Source organism: Flavobacterium helocola (genome assembly GCF_038289885.1).
Classification (GTDB): domain Bacteria; phylum Bacteroidota; class Bacteroidia; order Flavobacteriales; family Flavobacteriaceae; genus Flavobacterium; species Flavobacterium cheniae.
Genome location: NZ_JBBYHT010000001.1, coordinates 547417 through 563092 on the forward strand (window position 1 = coordinate 547417; position 15676 = coordinate 563092).

15 protein-coding genes are annotated in these 15676 nt (G+C 34.1%); 5 read left to right on the forward strand and 10 right to left on the reverse strand.

The features are described 5' to 3' along the window. The first annotated feature begins 17 nt into the window (after positions 1 to 17). Positions 18 to 1619: a fumarate hydratase gene (locus AAEO58_RS02595; RefSeq protein ID WP_341681695.1), complete on the forward strand. Its 1602-nt coding sequence runs from the start codon at positions 18 to 20 to the stop codon at positions 1617 to 1619. A 68-nt stretch (positions 1620 to 1687) separates the two neighbouring features. Here AAEO58_RS02595 and AAEO58_RS02600 read toward each other — a convergent pair whose 3' ends face one another. The 10 genes from AAEO58_RS02600 to trhO form a co-directional block, all read right to left on the reverse strand. Continuing rightward, on the reverse strand, positions 1688 to 2125 hold the full coding sequence (locus AAEO58_RS02600) for a hypothetical protein (protein WP_341681697.1): 438 nt from the start codon (positions 2123 to 2125) through the stop codon (positions 1688 to 1690). Between the two features lie 7 nt (positions 2126 to 2132). Continuing rightward, positions 2133 to 3299 carry a class I SAM-dependent rRNA methyltransferase gene (locus AAEO58_RS02605; protein WP_341681699.1) on the reverse strand — a complete coding sequence of 389 codons (1167 nt, stop codon included), beginning with the start codon at positions 3297 to 3299 and terminating at the stop codon, positions 2133 to 2135. Between the two features lie 131 nt (positions 3300 to 3430). Continuing rightward, complete coding sequence (locus AAEO58_RS02610) at positions 3431 to 4090, reverse strand: CoA transferase subunit B (protein ID WP_231835616.1); 660 nt, start codon at positions 4088 to 4090, stop codon at positions 3431 to 3433. Positions 4091 to 4092: 2 nt separating this feature from the next. Continuing rightward, complete coding sequence (locus AAEO58_RS02615; RefSeq protein WP_291137275.1) at positions 4093 to 4794, reverse strand: CoA transferase subunit A; 702 nt, start codon at positions 4792 to 4794, stop codon at positions 4093 to 4095. Positions 4795 to 4812: 18 nt separating this feature from the next. After that, on the reverse strand, positions 4813 to 7104 hold the full coding sequence (locus AAEO58_RS02620) for a penicillin-binding protein 1A (protein ID WP_341681703.1): 2292 nt from the start codon (positions 7102 to 7104) through the stop codon (positions 4813 to 4815). A 1-nt stretch (position 7105) separates the two neighbouring features. Further along, entirely contained in the window at positions 7106 to 7603 is a 498-nt protein-coding gene (locus tag AAEO58_RS02625; RefSeq protein ID WP_341681705.1) for a gliding motility lipoprotein GldH, read from the reverse strand. After that, a complete protein-coding gene (locus AAEO58_RS02630) occupies positions 7584 to 8744 on the reverse strand; it encodes a PSP1 domain-containing protein (protein WP_264367798.1) in 1161 nt (386 codons plus the stop codon). The genes AAEO58_RS02625 and AAEO58_RS02630 overlap by 20 nt, the downstream gene beginning before the upstream one ends. A 178-nt stretch (positions 8745 to 8922) precedes the next feature. Continuing rightward, entirely contained in the window at positions 8923 to 9153 is a 231-nt protein-coding gene (locus AAEO58_RS02635) for a ferredoxin (protein ID WP_026725596.1), read from the reverse strand. Next, complete coding sequence (locus tag AAEO58_RS02640) at positions 9153 to 10394, reverse strand: peptidase U32 family protein (protein ID WP_133608982.1); 1242 nt, start codon at positions 10392 to 10394, stop codon at positions 9153 to 9155. The genes AAEO58_RS02635 and AAEO58_RS02640 overlap by 1 nt, the downstream gene beginning before the upstream one ends. Beyond that, entirely contained in the window at positions 10394 to 11752 is a 1359-nt protein-coding gene (trhO, locus tag AAEO58_RS02645; protein ID WP_341681709.1) for an oxygen-dependent tRNA uridine(34) hydroxylase TrhO, read from the reverse strand. The genes AAEO58_RS02640 and trhO overlap by 1 nt, the downstream gene beginning before the upstream one ends. 188 nt (positions 11753 to 11940) lie before the next feature. On the opposite strand from trhO, the gene recA reads away from it, so the two are divergent. The 4 genes from recA to AAEO58_RS02665 all read left to right on the forward strand — a co-directional run bounded on the left by recA (position 11941) and on the right by AAEO58_RS02665 (position 15648). Further along, positions 11941 to 12945, forward strand: coding sequence for a recombinase RecA (recA, locus tag AAEO58_RS02650; protein WP_133608986.1), 1005 nt, complete (start codon positions 11941 to 11943; stop codon positions 12943 to 12945). A gap of 92 nt (positions 12946 to 13037) precedes the next feature. Beyond that, positions 13038 to 13439 carry a hypothetical protein gene (locus AAEO58_RS02655; protein WP_341681711.1) on the forward strand — a complete coding sequence of 134 codons (402 nt, stop codon included), beginning with the start codon at positions 13038 to 13040 and terminating at the stop codon, positions 13437 to 13439. A gap of 11 nt (positions 13440 to 13450) precedes the next feature. Next, entirely contained in the window at positions 13451 to 13993 is a 543-nt protein-coding gene (locus AAEO58_RS02660) for an RNA polymerase sigma factor (protein WP_341681713.1), read from the forward strand. After that, positions 13990 to 15648: a hypothetical protein gene (locus tag AAEO58_RS02665; RefSeq protein ID WP_341681715.1), complete on the forward strand. Its 1659-nt coding sequence runs from the start codon at positions 13990 to 13992 to the stop codon at positions 15646 to 15648. Before AAEO58_RS02660 ends, AAEO58_RS02665 begins: the two co-directional genes overlap by 4 nt. The last annotated feature ends 28 nt before the right edge of the window (positions 15649 to 15676 follow it).

Genomic DNA, 15676 nt, shown 5'->3' on the forward strand with positions numbered 1-15676 from the left:
TTCAAAACATACACAAAATGGACTTTTTATATCAAGACCCGTATCCAATTTTAAAAGACGATACACACTACAAAAAATTAACTTCCGATTACGTAAAAGTTGAGCAACTTGGCGATAGAGAAATCTTAGTGGTGGACCCAAAAGGATTAGAATTATTAGCACAAGAAGCTATGGACGACGTTTCATTTATGTTGCGTTCGGCACATTTACAAAAACTAAGAAACATTATCGAAGACCCAGAAGCAACAGACAACGATCGTTTTGTGGCTTATAACTTATTGCAAAATGCTGCTGTAGCTGTAGAAGGTCAATTGCCTTCTTGCCAAGATACTGGAACTGCAATTGTAGTTGCTAAAAAAGGTGAAAACGTCTACACTGGTGTAGAAGATGGCGAATGGTTGTCAAAAGGAATTTACAATACGTACCAAAATAAAAATCTTCGTTATTCGCAAATTGTTCCGATTTCGATGTTTGAAGAAAAAAACTCAGGTTCGAACTTACCAGCACAAATTGATATTTATGCTAAAAAAGGAAATTCGTATGAGTTCTTATTTTTAACAAAAGGTGGTGGTTCGGCGAACAAAACGTTTTTATATCAAAAAACAAAATCGTTGTTAAATGAAAAATCGTTAGACGAATTTGTTCGTGAGCGTATTATGGATTTAGGAACAGCGGCTTGTCCTCCGTATCACTTGGCTATCGTTATCGGTGGCACTTCGGCGGAAGCGAATTTAGCAGCCGTAAAAAAAGCTTCGGCAGGATATTATGACAATCTTCCAACTTCTGGAAACATCTCAGGTCAAGCGTTTCGCGATTTAGAGTGGGAAAAAAGAGTACAAATTATTTGTCAAGAAAGTCAAATTGGAGCACAATTTGGTGGAAAATATTTAACGCATGATGTTCGTGTCATTCGTTTACCTCGTCATGCGGCTTCTTGTCCGGTGGGAATGGGAGTTTCTTGTTCAGCTGATAGAAATATTAAAGGGAAAATTACAAAAGATGGTATTTTCTTAGAGCAATTAGAAACCAATCCGGGACAGTTTTTACCAACAACTGCTCCACATTTAGAGCCAGCGGTAGAAGTTGATTTGAACAAACCAATGCCAGAAATTTTAGCAGAATTATCAAAATACCCAATCAAAACACGTTTAAAATTAAACGGAACGTTGATTGTAGCTCGTGATATTGCGCATGCAAAAATCAAAGAATTATTAGACGCTGGAAAACCAATGCCAGAATATTTCAAAAATCACCCAGTATATTACGCAGGTCCAGCTAAAACTCCAGACGGAATGCCATCAGGAAGTTTTGGACCAACCACCGCAGGAAGAATGGACGTTTATGTAGACGAATTCCAAGCCGCTGGTGGAAGCATGATTATGTTAGCAAAAGGAAACCGAAGTAAAGACGTAATGAACGCTTGTAAGAAACACGGCGGATTCTACTTAGGTTCGATAGGTGGTCCTGCTGCTATTTTAGCAAAAGAAAACATTTTATCAGTAGAAGTAGTTGATTTTGAAGAATTAGGCATGGAAGCCGTTCGTAAAATTACAGTGAAAGATTTCCCTGCGTTTATTATTACTGATGATAAAGGAAATGATTTTTTTATGAATCTTTAATCTCAGAAAAAAGAGAATAGTATACAGAAAATAAACAAACCTGTGAGTTGAAAGACTTGCAGGTTTGTTTATTTGAAATAGGATTCTAATACAGTTATTGATTTTTTGACTTTACTATCAAATATGAATTTCAAAATTAAGAGAAACCCAATCAAAAATGGAAAAAACAACAATACTTGTTTCTCTTGAATTTTCGTATAGATAAACAAAATAAAAAGAGGTTCAACTATTATTATAAACCACAATACTTTTTTCATTATCGAACTTAAATCAAACACTAAGTCGACTTGATTACCATGAATTTTTCCTGAGATTTCTGGGCGAAATTGATTTCTTGGTCCGAAATCAAATGTAGGTTTAATATTAATTTCTCCATTTAAATTTACACTTCCTTCAAAATCGAATTTAGAATTGTCACGATGAAAATTTTCAACCTTATTTTGAAGAATTGCAATGATTTCTTCTTTAGGAAGTATGGTTTTTATGGTGTGTGATTTTTTGAACATGATTTATCTATTCAACAAACAACACTAATCCTTTCAAATAATGTCCTTCTGGATGGTAAATGTTGGTTGGATGGTCTGGACCTTGTTCTAATTTGTGTAATACTCTGATGTTTCTACCGGTTTCTATGGCTGCAGCTGCAACGGTGTTGTAAAATAAAACATCGTCAATAACTTGTGAGCAAGAGAACGTGAATAAAATCCCGTTAGGTGCTAGGGCTTTTAATCCTGCTATGTTTAAACGTTTGTAGGCTTGCGTTGCGGTGTGCTTGCTTTTGATACTTTTCGCGAAAGCGGGCGGGTCTAACACAATGACATCATATTGTTGCGTGTGCTCTTTCATAAAGTTGAACACATCGTCAGCTACGGCTTTGTGATTGGCGTTAGGAAAATTTAATTCCATATTACTCGCCGCTAAATCCACCGCTTTTTGAGAAATATCTACCGAGGTAACTAATTCGGCTCCTGCGCTCATCGCGTAAATTGAAAATCCTCCAGTGTAGCAAAAAGTGTTTAGCACTTTTTTGCCCTTTGAGAATTCGCCTAGTAATTTTCGGTTTTCGCGTTGGTCTAAGAAGAAACCTGTTTTTTGACCTTCTACCCAATTTACTGAAAACAAAATGTTGTTCTCTTTCGCAACCGCTTCAGCTTTATTTCCGAATAAGAAATAATCAGTTCCTGTATTCGGTAAAGTTCCTGAACTTTTACAATAAATGGTTTCGCAATAGTCTGGAAAATTCGATTTTATGGCTTCAGCGATTTGCTCCATTTGAAGAAAAACTCCAGTGGAATGGGCTTGAATTACCCAATTTTTATCGTAATAATCAATAATTAATCCCGAAATTCCATCGCCTTCTCCGTGAATGACACGGAACGCATTGGTAACTTCAAAATCCAATAACTGAGTGCGTAAATACCAAGCCGATTGTAGTTTGGCTGCCCAAAAGTTTTCAGAAAAAATCTCTTCGCCGAAAGTCAAAATACGAACAACGATACTTCCTTTATCACTGAAATATCCGGTTCCTAAATGATTGTTTTTCGAATCGACTACATCTACCATTTCGCCATCGTTTATTTCACGACTTACGCCATAAACCGCACCACTGAAAATCCAAGGGTGACGACGTTGAATAGATTTTTCTTTACCTGATTTTAAAATTACTTTTGGTAAGCTCATTTTCTTGAAAATATTACCGCGGATTCGCAGATTATTATTTATTTTTAGGAGGTTTCTTTATTAAAAAAACGCAGATTCACAGATGTTTAAAATTGTAATCTGTGAATCTGCGGTAATATTAAAATTAATATTTAATCGATTTTCATTTCAGGAATTTCTCCTTCAATGATTAAATCGGCTTCAGTTGCTTTGATAATATCTTCTACTGAAACACCTGGCGCGCGTTCTAACAATTTAAAACCTTTTGGTGTGATTTCTAAAACGGCTAATTCCGTAACAACTTTTTTCACACAACCAACACCGGTTAATGGAAGCGTACATTTTTTAAGAATTTTCGATTCTCCAGCTTTGTTTACGTGCATCATAGCTACGATAATATTTTCTGCTGAAGCTACTAAATCCATAGCGCCACCCATTCCTTTTACCATTTTTCCTGGGATTTTCCAGTTGGCAATATCTCCGTTTTCAGAAACTTCCATCGCACCTAAAATAGTTAAATCTACTTTTTGCGCACGAATCATTCCGAAACTAAAAGCTGAATCAAAGAAACTTGCTCCTGGTAAAGTGGTAATCGTTTGTTTTCCTGCATTGATGATGTCAGCATCTTCTTCTCCTTCAAAAGGAAATGGACCCATACCTAAAACACCATTTTCAGACTGAAATTCAACTGAAATATCCGTACGAACATAATTGGCAACCAAAGTTGGAATTCCGATTCCTAAGTTTACATAGTAACCGTCTTTTACTTCTTGTGCTATTCTTTTTGCGATTTGATTTTTATCTAATGCCATGATTAACTTCTTTGTCTAACAGTTCTTTGCTCAATTCTTTTCTCAAACTTCTCTCCTTGGAAAATACGGTTGACCATAATTCCTGGAATGTGAATTTCGTTAGGATTTAAAGTTCCTGCTGGTACTAATTCTTCAACCTCAGCAATAGTGATTTTTGCAGCACCTGCCATACAAGCGTTGAAATTACGAGCTGTTCCTTTGAAAATAAGGTTTCCTGCTTCGTCACCTTTCCATGCTTTTACGATAGAAAAATCAGCTTTGTAAGCCAATTCCATTACGTGCATTTTTCCGTTGAATTCACGTGTTTCTTTTCCTTCGGCAACTTCAGTTCCAAAACCTGCTGGCGTAAAGAATGCTGGAATTCCGGCTTGAGCAGCACGACATTTTTCAGCTAAAGTTCCTTGTGGTGTTAATTCTACATCTAATTCTCCTGAAAGCATTTGACGTTCGAATTCTGCGTTTTCTCCCACATAAGAAGAAATCATTTTTTTGATTTGACGTTTTTGTAATAGTAATCCCAATCCGAAATCATCTACACCTGCATTGTTTGAAATACAAGTAAGATTGGTTACATTTTTATTTACTAATTCAGCAATACTGTTTTCGGGAATACCACAAAGACCAAAACCACCTAACATGATGGTTTGTCCGTCTTGAATTCCTTCCAACGCTTCTTTAACGTTATTAACTTTTCTAGAAATCATATTTTGGTTTGTTGTTGTTTATAATCCGAATTCGTCCATGTCTGGCTCGTCTGTTGGAACAGCTGTTGTATCAACTACTTTTTTAGGTGTCCAACAATCTACTTTTATTTGTAAATCTTCTGGTTTTTCAAATGGTTCTTTCGATACATCTAAATCGCTATCGGCATAACATTTTTTCATAAAGATTCCCCAAATAGGTAATGCCATAGTAGCTCCTTGACCTAATCTTGTAGCTCTAAAATGGGCAGCTCGGTCTTCGTTTCCAACCCAAACTCCAGTGGCTAAATTAGGCACCATTCCTATAAACCATCCATCTGAATTGTTTTGAGAAGTTCCTGTTTTACCTGCAATTGGATTTCCAAAACTATAATCATATTGGATAAATCCACCGCCTCCATATTTTAAACGAGCACCTGTTCCTGAACTGGTAACTCCTTCCATTAATTTTACAACGGCATAAGCAACATCTTTATTTACAACATCTTTAGTAACAGGAACTGGTTGGTCAATAACGACTCCGTTTTTATCTTCAATTTTGATGATAAACGTAGGTTTTACATATACTCCTTGATTCGCAAATGTACTCATAGCTCCAACCATTTGTTCCACTGTAATATCAACAGCACCTAATGCAATTGACGGTTGTTCTGGAATATCAGAAGTGACTCCCAATTCTTTCGCCATATCTACAACGGCTTTTGGTCCTACTCTATCAATTAACTTGGCAGAAACCGTATTTACAGAGTTGGCTAACGCTTTTTGTAGTGTAATGGTTCCCCTATAATTACCATCGGAATTTTTTGGAGACCAATCAGCATCGATTCCCCATTTGCCTTTTGGCATGGTGAAATAACTATCGATAATAGAATCACAAGGTGACATTCCTAATTGTTCTATAGCAGTTGCATATAAGAATGGTTTAAAAGTAGAACCTACTTGTCTTGCTCCTTGACCTACGTGATCATATTGGAAATATTTATAATTTACTCCGCCAACCCATGCTTTAATGTGACCACTTCTTGGTTCCATTGCCATCATTCCAGTTTGTAGCATGTGTTTGTAATATATGATAGAATCTGTTGGTTTCATGATGGTATCTTTTTCACCTTCATACGTAAAGATTTTCATTTTTGCAGGCACATCAAAAGATTTTAGAATTTCTTCTTCTGATTTTCCATTCAAATCCATTTTTCTCCAACGCTCAGAATTTTTCTTAGCTTGCATCATAATTTGTTGCGTTTGCTCTGGCGTAATATCTACGAAAGGTGCGTTTTCTTTATCTTTTGCATTAATGAAGAATTCTTTCTGTAAATTTTTCAAATGCTCGGTTACCGCTTCTTCTGCATATTGTTGCATTTTAGAATCGATAGTCGTGTAAATTTTTAAACCATCGCGATACAAATCATATTCTGTACCATCTGGTTTTAAATGATCTTTCACCCATTTCTTCATGTAATCTCTTAGATATTCTCTGAAATAAGTAGCGCTTCCTTCGGAATGACTTTCAGGCTTGAAATCTAACTTGATAGGAAGTTTTTTTAGTTCCTCTTTTTTTGATTCGGTAATTACACCATTTTTAACCATCTGACCTAAAACTGTATTTCTTCGGTCTAGAACCAATTTTGCTCTTTTTTTTCGGTTTGGATTATATAAAGATGGGTTTTTTAACATTCCGATGAATAAAGCCGACTCCTCAATAGTTAAGTCTTTTGGTTCTTTATTCATATAAATTTTAGCTGCTGAACGAATTCCAACCGCTCCATTTACAAAATCTACTTGATTTAAATATAATGCAATGATTTCTTGCTTAGTATATTGACGCTCCAAACGAATAGCAATAATCCATTCTTTTACTTTTTGAATTACTCGGAATACGATGAATTTTGAACCTTCACCATGAAATAAATTTTTAGCTAACTGCTGGGTTAGTGTACTTGCTCCACCGTCTTGAGCTAATTTTACCACTGCCCTCAATGTTCCTTTAGCGTCAATTCCTGAATGTTCATAAAAACGTTCGTCTTCTGTTGCTACAAGTCCTTTTACTAAATGTTGTGGCAAATCTTCGTACTTAACAGGTGTTCTATTTTCTTTGTAAAATTTACCAATGACTACTCCATCCGAAGAAATAATCTCGGTTGCTACATTAGAATCTGGATTTTCTAAATCGTCAAACGAAGGCATTTTTCCGAAAAATCCCCATGATGCGAAAAGGAATAATAAAATTACACCTAAAAATCCATAGGCAAATAATTGCCAAAATTTTCTTTTATACTCTGAAAAATCGTTTGTATTTGCTTTTTTGGTAGCCATACTATTTTATTTTTTCAATTCTTAATCCTAGTTCTGTTATTCCTTTTAGTTCCGAAACACCATCAACTTTTCCTGTTTCTCTTACTGCCTGAACTACTTCAACATTGTATTTTCCAACTCTTTTAAATCTGAAATTTTCCAAATACCATAATTTACTTTCCTTTACATCTGAAAAACCTTCTCCTAATAATGTTCCATCTGGTTTTGCCATTAGGTATTCCAACGTATCCACCGCAATAGTTGGTTTTTTACCTGGTTCTTTCATCGTTACAATCAAATACATGTTATTGAACGGATAATCGTTGTTGTTTCTCACATTTAAAAATAAATGATACGGATTTACCGTGTCTTTTTGTTCAAATGTAAAACGCAACGTGTCTGATTTTTTCCAAGAACCGTCTAACTCTTTGTATTCGCTAAAAAATTGCTTTTCATCACAAGAGAAAAAAAGCACAGCAAACAGCATTAACCCAATAAATTTAGTCTTTTTTAGGAGCATTTTTGAAATTTGATGGTTTACGTTTTTTGTTTTTATTGTTATTCTTTTTCTTAGGTTGATCAAAACGTGTTAAACTATCTTGACCTACTACATTTTCGAATTTTTTCTCTACTTCTTGAACCGTTTCTACCACATAATCTTCCAAAGCCGCCACACGTTCTTTTTTCTTATTGATAGCTAAAATTTCTTTCACTTTTGCTACTGGTAAAACCATCCATTGCGCTGGAGCATTTGCATAAGAGAACCACATAATTTCCTTGAAAATATCAATTTTCTGACAATATGCATCGCCTTTTTCGGTATACAATTTGGTTTCCATATCAGGCATATCTTTCAATGCATCCAAATAAGTGTCTAATTCGTAATTCAAACAACACTTTAGTTTTCCACATTGTCCTGCTAATTTTTGTGGATTTAACGACAACTGTTGGTAACGTGCTGCCGAAGTATTCACACTTCTAAAATCGGTTAACCAAGTAGAACAACACAATTCTCTTCCGCAAGAACCAATTCCACCTAAACGAGCTGCTTCCTGACGGAAACCTACTTGTTTCATCTCAATTCTAATTTTGAAATCTTGAGCAAATTCCTTAATTAACTGACGAAAATCGACTCTGTCATTTGCAGTGTAATAAAACGTTGCTTTTGAACCATCACCTTGAAATTCTACATCAGAAATTTTCATTTCTAACTTCAAATTAATAGCGATTTCACGAGCACGCATACGCACCGCTTCTTCTTTATTTCGAGCTTCTGTCCAAATATCGATATCGCGTTGTGATGCTTTTCTATAGATTTTAGCTAATTCTTTGTCTGGATTATCGCCTTTCTTCTTCATTTGAATTTTTACCAATTCACCTGTCAAAGTTACAATCCCAATATCGTGACCTGGAGAAGCCTCCGTAGCAACAATATCGCCAATAGCTAAAGTTAGCTTTTCTGTATTTCTGAAAAATTCTTTTCTTCCGTTTTTGAAACGGATTTCAGCCGCATCAAAAGGCGCCTGACCTCCTGGTAATGTCATGTTTGACAACCAATCAAAAACCGAAAGTTTGTTGCAGCTATCGGTGCCGCAAGTCCCATTATTATTACACCCCTTTGGTGCACCACCATCAGCGGTTGAACAGTTTGTACATGCCATAATTTAAATATATAGTGATTGTCCTTAAGCGGACTACGTTTCAAAACGTTTTTGAGCGTAAAGATATTGATTTTTTATGGAAACTTTCAAATTCAATCTTTTGAAGTTGCACAAAAACAAAAAACCTATCTCATTATAAAACGAAATAGGTCTTTATATAGTATTGTAAACCAAAAAATTATGTTTCTTTCACGGTAATTATGTGAACGGGACAAGCCTTTGCAGCTAATTCACAATTTTCAACAATGGTGTGGTCTGCAGATTTTAAAGTGTGAAAACCTTTGGCATCAACTGATTTTATTAAAACCGATTTTCCGTCTTTTTTTGACATTTGAAATTGGGCTGGCGCCATTTCTACACAATAATTGCAACCAATGCATTTGTCTCTTTGAAGGGTAACAACAACCATTAGTTTTCTACAATTTTATACATTTTATCCGATAAACGAATGCGGAACGGCACTTTTAATGTACAACTATCTCCTTTGGTTGCTTTTTCAGAAGTGGCATCATTCACAAAAAAATCTTCTAAAATTAATTCTTGTGCTCCAGTTGACGGACCAGTAATTAAAATTTTATCGCCTTTTTTAATATCGTAAGCTTCGATTTTAAATTCGGCTATGCTTGATTTTGGGAAATAATGCATTCCTTTTCCAACGTATACTTTTTTCTGAGTTGCATTGGAACCGGGATTATCAGACCATTCGCCTAACTTTTGTCCCAAATAATAACCGCTCCAAAAACCACGATTGTAAACCGTTGCCAAAGCTTCCATCCAAGTGTTGATTTTTTCTTTGGTAAACGTTCCTTCGTAATACGAATCGATAGCTTCACGATAGGTTTTGATAACCGTTGCTACATAATCTGCAGCACGTCCACGACCTTCAATTTTTAAAACTTTTATTCCTGAATCGATTACTTGATCAAGAAAATCTAAGGTGCACAAATCTTTTGGCGACATTAAATATTCGTTATCAACTTCAATTTCAAAACCAGATTCTTGGTCAATAACGGTATATTTTTTACGACAATTTTGCTTGCAAGCACCCCGATTTGCTGATGAATTGTGCGAATGCAAACTCAAATAACATTTTCCGGAAACCGCCATACACAAAGCGCCGTGACCAAAAATTTCAATTTCAACTAAATTCCCACTTGGCCCTTTAACTTGTTCTTTTTCGATGTCCTCAGTGATTTTTTTCACTTGACGCAAACTCAACTCGCGAGACAATACAATCGTATCGGCAAACATAGCGTAGAATTTTACCGTTTCTATATTAGTCACATTCAATTGCGTAGAAATATGAACTTCGATTCCGATGGTTCTAGCCGTCATAATAACCGCTTGGTCGGATGCAATTACAGCCGTAATTCCTGCTTCTTTAGCTTTAGTCAAAAGTGTTTTTACAATCGATAAGTCGTGATCGTAGATAATCGTATTTAAAGTTAGATAGGTTCTAACGTTTTTTTCGTTGCAACGACGTGCAATCTCAGGCAAATCGTCTAAAACGAAATTTACTGTTGCACGGGCACGCATATTTAGTTGTTCGACACCAAAATAAATGGAATCGCAGCCATTATCTAAAGCCGCTTGCATGGATTCGAAATTTCCTGCAGGCGCCATTAATTCAATTCTTCCCGAAGTTGTCATTAGCCAATAATTTTAAATAATTTATCAGATAATCTTACTCGGAAAGGTACTTCAAAAGTTATTTTATCGCCAACTTTAGCTACTGAATTTTCAGTTCCGTTTACCAACATTTTTTCTAAAACCAATTCTTGATTTCCAGTCGTAGGTCCTGAAATTAAGATTTTATCGCCAATATTTAGTTCTTGATTTTCTATTTCAAAAAGTCCCACTTGTGCTTTTACATAATAATGTTCAGCTTTACCAAGCAATACTTTTTTTACTTTTATTTTCTGACGAATATCTTTTGTTTCTTGTGCTTTTGCTAAAGTAATATCCGAAAGCTCTCCTGAATGTTTGAATTTCAAATTATCCGATTTTCCTTTTCGGAACACTTTATTACCTACTTGTTTTCCTCTACGTAGTTTAACTTGTTCGGCTAATGGTAAATGTGTAATTTCTAAACATTCTGTAGAACAACAATTTTCCATAGCTGCTTGACATTCGTCACATTGAATGAATAATAAATGGCAACCATCGTTTAAACAATTGGTGTGATTGTCGCAAGGTTTTCCACATTGGTGACATTGCGAAACGATATCGTCGGTAATTCTTTCCCCTAATCTATGATCAAAAACAAAGTTCTTTCCGATGAATTTACTTTCTAAACCTTCCTCTTTAAGTTGCTTAGCATAATTGATAATTCCGCCTTCTAATTGGAATACATTTTTAAAACCTTGATGCTTAAAATACGCAGACGCTTTCTCACAACGAATTCCTCCGGTGCAATACATCACTAGGTTTTTATCCTCTTTGAAATCTTTTAATTGTTCGTTGATGATTGGTAAACTTTCTCTAAAAGTTTCTACATCCGGCGTAATCGCACCTTTAAAATGACCGATTTCACTTTCGTAATGATTTCTAAAATCAACTACAATGGTGTTTGGATCTTCTAATATTTGATTGAATTCTTTGGCTTTTAAATGCACGCCAATATTCGTAACATCAAAAGTATCATCGTTCAAACCATCGGCTACGATTTTATCTCGAACTTTTACTGTTAATTTTAAAAACGAATGATCATCATGTTCTACTGCCACATTCAAACGAATGCCATGCATGAAATCATACTCTTCTAACGTTTCTCTAAAAGCTTCAAAGTTTTCTGCTGGAACAGACATTTGAGCATTGATACCTTCCTTGGCTACATACGTTCGACCAAGAGCATCGAGTTTGTTCCATTGGATAAATAAATCGTCGCGAAATTTTTTGGGATCTTCAATTTTGGCATACGCATAGAAAGATAATGTAAGACGTTGTTTTCCGGCCTCATCAATTAATTGAGCTCTTTCTTCTGCGCTTAAGGTGTTATACAGTTGCATGCTATAAACGTTTAAGTGAGAAATATGTTATGAGTTCTAAATGGAAGAACTCGAGGGCAAAGGTAATAAAATTGATTAAAAATCAAATCTTTAAATGAATTGGAAAACATATTAACAATTTTTGGCACAATTGAAAAAAGCTGTATTTTTACAAAAAAAGAATTGTAATCAATTTAAAGCCAAATATTATGAGTTCAGACAAAGAAGCAAAATTAAAAGCCTTACAACTAACATTAGACAAACTTGACAAAACGTACGGAAAAGGAACTGTAATGAAACTGGGCGATAGCGCGGTGGAAGAAGTAGAGTCTATTCCTTCAGGTTCATTAGGTATTGATTTGGCACTTGGAGTAAATGGTTACCCAAGAGGAAGAATCATTGAAATCTACGGACCAGAATCGTCAGGTAAAACTACGTTAACATTACACGCCATTGCAGAAGCTCAAAAGGCAGGAGGAATTGCAGCATTTATTGATGCGGAACATGCATTTGATCGTTTTTATGCAGAAAAATTAGGAATCGATATTGATAACTTAATTATTTCTCAACCTGATAATGGAGAACAAGCATTAGAAATTGCAGAAAGTTTAATCCGTTCGGGAGCAGTTGATATTGTAGTAATTGACTCGGTTGCTGCTTTAACACCAAAAAGTGAAATTGAAGGTGACATGGGTGATTCTAAAATGGGATTACACGCGCGTTTGATGTCACAAGCATTGAGAAAATTAACTGGAACGATTCATAAAACAAACTGTACCGTTTTCTTCATTAACCAATTACGTGATAAAATTGGAGTTATGTTTGGAAGTCCAGAAACTACAACTGGAGGTAACGCATTAAAATTCTATGCTTCAGTTCGTATTGATATTCGTAAATCGACTCAGATTAAAGATGGTGATAATGTTTTAGGTAACAGAACTAAAGTAAAAGTGGTTAAAAATAAAGTAGCACCACCTTTCAGAACTGCAGAATTTGACATCATGTATGGTGAAGGAATTTCAAAAGTGGGTGAAGTTTTAGACTTAGCCGTAGAATTTGAAATCATCAAAAAAAGTGGTTCTTGGTTTAGTTATGGAGAAACTAAATTGGGTCAAGGTAGAGATGCGGTAAAAGCATTAATCAAAGACAACCCAGAATTAATGGATGAATTAGAACAAAAAATTAAAGATCTGATTAAAGAAAATAACGCTTAAAAATTAAATCACGCCTTGAGCGTGATTTTTTTTGTAATTTAACGCAACCTTTTTTTAAAAAATTAATCTACAAAGTATAATAATCAATGAAAATGAAAAAATTAATTTTATTAGTAAGTATCCTTTTTTTATTTAATTCTTGTGAACCTGAAGGGAATGATTATTCGGTTCATATTTTACCTGTTGAATCTGTCGACATACCAACTGAGTTTGAACTCGGAGAAACTTATCCTATAACGATGCGATATTATAGGCCATCAAATTGCCACTCTCCGTATGGAATTTATTATGAAAAAGATTTAAACGTGAGAATTTGTGCAATCAAAAATTTGCTTGAAGACAGAGGAAATTGTGCGCCAGTAGAAAATATTTTAGTAGAAGAAACTTTTAATTTTCAAGTAACAAGTACTGGAAATTATATTTTTAAATTTTGGACTGGAGAGGACTCTGAAGGTAATAATACTTTCTTAGAATACGACATTCCTGTTAATTAACTTATCGTAAATTGATTATAGAGCAACTTATAGATGAATGTAGTAACAACAATACTAAAGCACAAGAGCAAGTTTATCGTTTACTAGCGCCAAAATTGTTTTCTGTGTGTTTGAAGTATTCACGTAATTACGAAGAAGCTCAAGACAATTTACAAGAAAGTTTTTTAATCATTTTTGAAAAAATAAATCAATACAAAAAAACGGGTTCGTTTGAAGGTTGGGCAAAAAGAATCGTTATTAACTATGTACTACAGCAATACAGAAAACAAAATATTTTTGAAATTGTTTCTGAGAAAATGGCTGATGATGAGGAAATTGAAATTGATGATGATAACATCAGTTTAGAATTTTTAACTAAGATTATTCAGGAATTACCAGATAGATATCGATTGGTTTTTAACTTATATGTATTAGATGGATACTCTCATAAAGAGATTGCAGAGATGTTAGAAATCAACATCGGAACATCTAAGTCAAATTTAGCTAGAGCAAAAGCTATTTTGAAAAATAAGATTGAATCCAATAATAGTTTTGAGGTAAAAAAAAGTAAATGAAAGACAATAAAAATATAGAACGATTATTTCAAGAGAAATTCAAAGATTTTGAAGCCTTACCGCCTCAAGATTCTTGGGATATTATTGCTAGTCGTTTAAATGAAAAGAAAAAGAAAAAAAGAATTTTGCCAATTTGGTTCCCATTTTCTGGAATTGCCGCTTCATTATTTATAATCGGTTCATTAATTTGGAATTTCTCAGGGGAAAGCAATACAACTGAGGTGCCAAATTCTAACAACACAATTGTAAATACTGAAGATTCTAAAGGAAACTCAAATAATTCAAACATTACTTCACCTAACAACGAAGCTATTGTTTATGATTCACAATCAAATGAAGAAAATTTAGATAAAAAATCTAACAACTCAATCAATCAATATAATGAAAAATCGATTGATGAAAAATTAGTTAAATCGAAACTTAAAAACAATTCTAGTAGAAGAAACGGATTAGTTTCAAATGGCAAATTACAAAACGATATTGATGCAAGTTCAAATCAAAAAGGATTTAAAAAAGGAAAGAACAATTTCAAAAAACAATCATCATCTGTAACAAATTCTGAAAAAGCTTTAGTTGCTAATACAGAAAAAAACAAAGCAAAAAGAAAATCAAAATCAAAGTCAAATAAAAATAATTCTGATTTTGAAAACCTATTTGATGATAATAACGTAGTTGATAATAATAGAGAAGATAAAAACGCTATCAATAAAGAAACTATTGATGCTTTTTTTGAAAATAAAACATCAAACACAACAACAATAACTAATAATGATTCTATTATAAAACAAACAAACAATTCAGATGTTGTTGTTTCTAATGAAATCATTACTCAAGATAGTACGCTAGTGGCTGAAGTTTCTAAAGAAACAAATCTGCTAGAGGAATTGCTTAAAGAAAAAGAGGCTGGGAAAAATGAAGATGAAAAAGAAGAAAAAAGAAGTAAATGGGCGATTAGCACTAACGCGTCGCCTGTTTATTTTAACTCCTTAGCACAAGGATCTTCAATTGACCAACAATTTGATTCGAATAGCAAAAATTATGCAACAACTTTAAGTTTAGGTATAGCTGGAAGCTATGCAATAAACAATAAATTAAGTTTAAAAACAGGTGTTAACAATATTAATATAAGCTACAATACCAATGATGTTCTTTTTGATGCACGAATAAATACTGTTGAAAACAACATCCCTACAATATCAAGAAATCCAGAAGCATCAAATATGGTGTTTTCGTCAAAAGTTGGTAATGTAGAAACATTATCGGGTGATGTTGAAAATGTAATTATTGAGAACAATGTAGGTGCATTACAACAAAATATTAGTTACATCGAAGTTCCTTTAGAATTAAGTTACAAATTATTAGATAAGAAATTTGGTATAGAAGTGATTGGAGGAATGAGTACCTTATTTTTAAATCAAAATAACATTTCTTTATTAGCAAATGGTATCGAAATGGAAGTAGGAAGAGCCAATAATTTAAACAGTATACATTTTAGTAGTAATGTCGGTTTGGGTTTTAAATACTCGTTCTGGAAAAGCTTTAATGCTAATTTCCAACCTATGTTTAAATACCAGATCAATACGTTTAGTGAGAATTCCGGTAACTTCAAGCCTTATTTTATAGGCTTGTATACCGGAATTAGTTTTAGTTTTTAAGCTTTGTTGGTTAAGCTTAAATTTATAG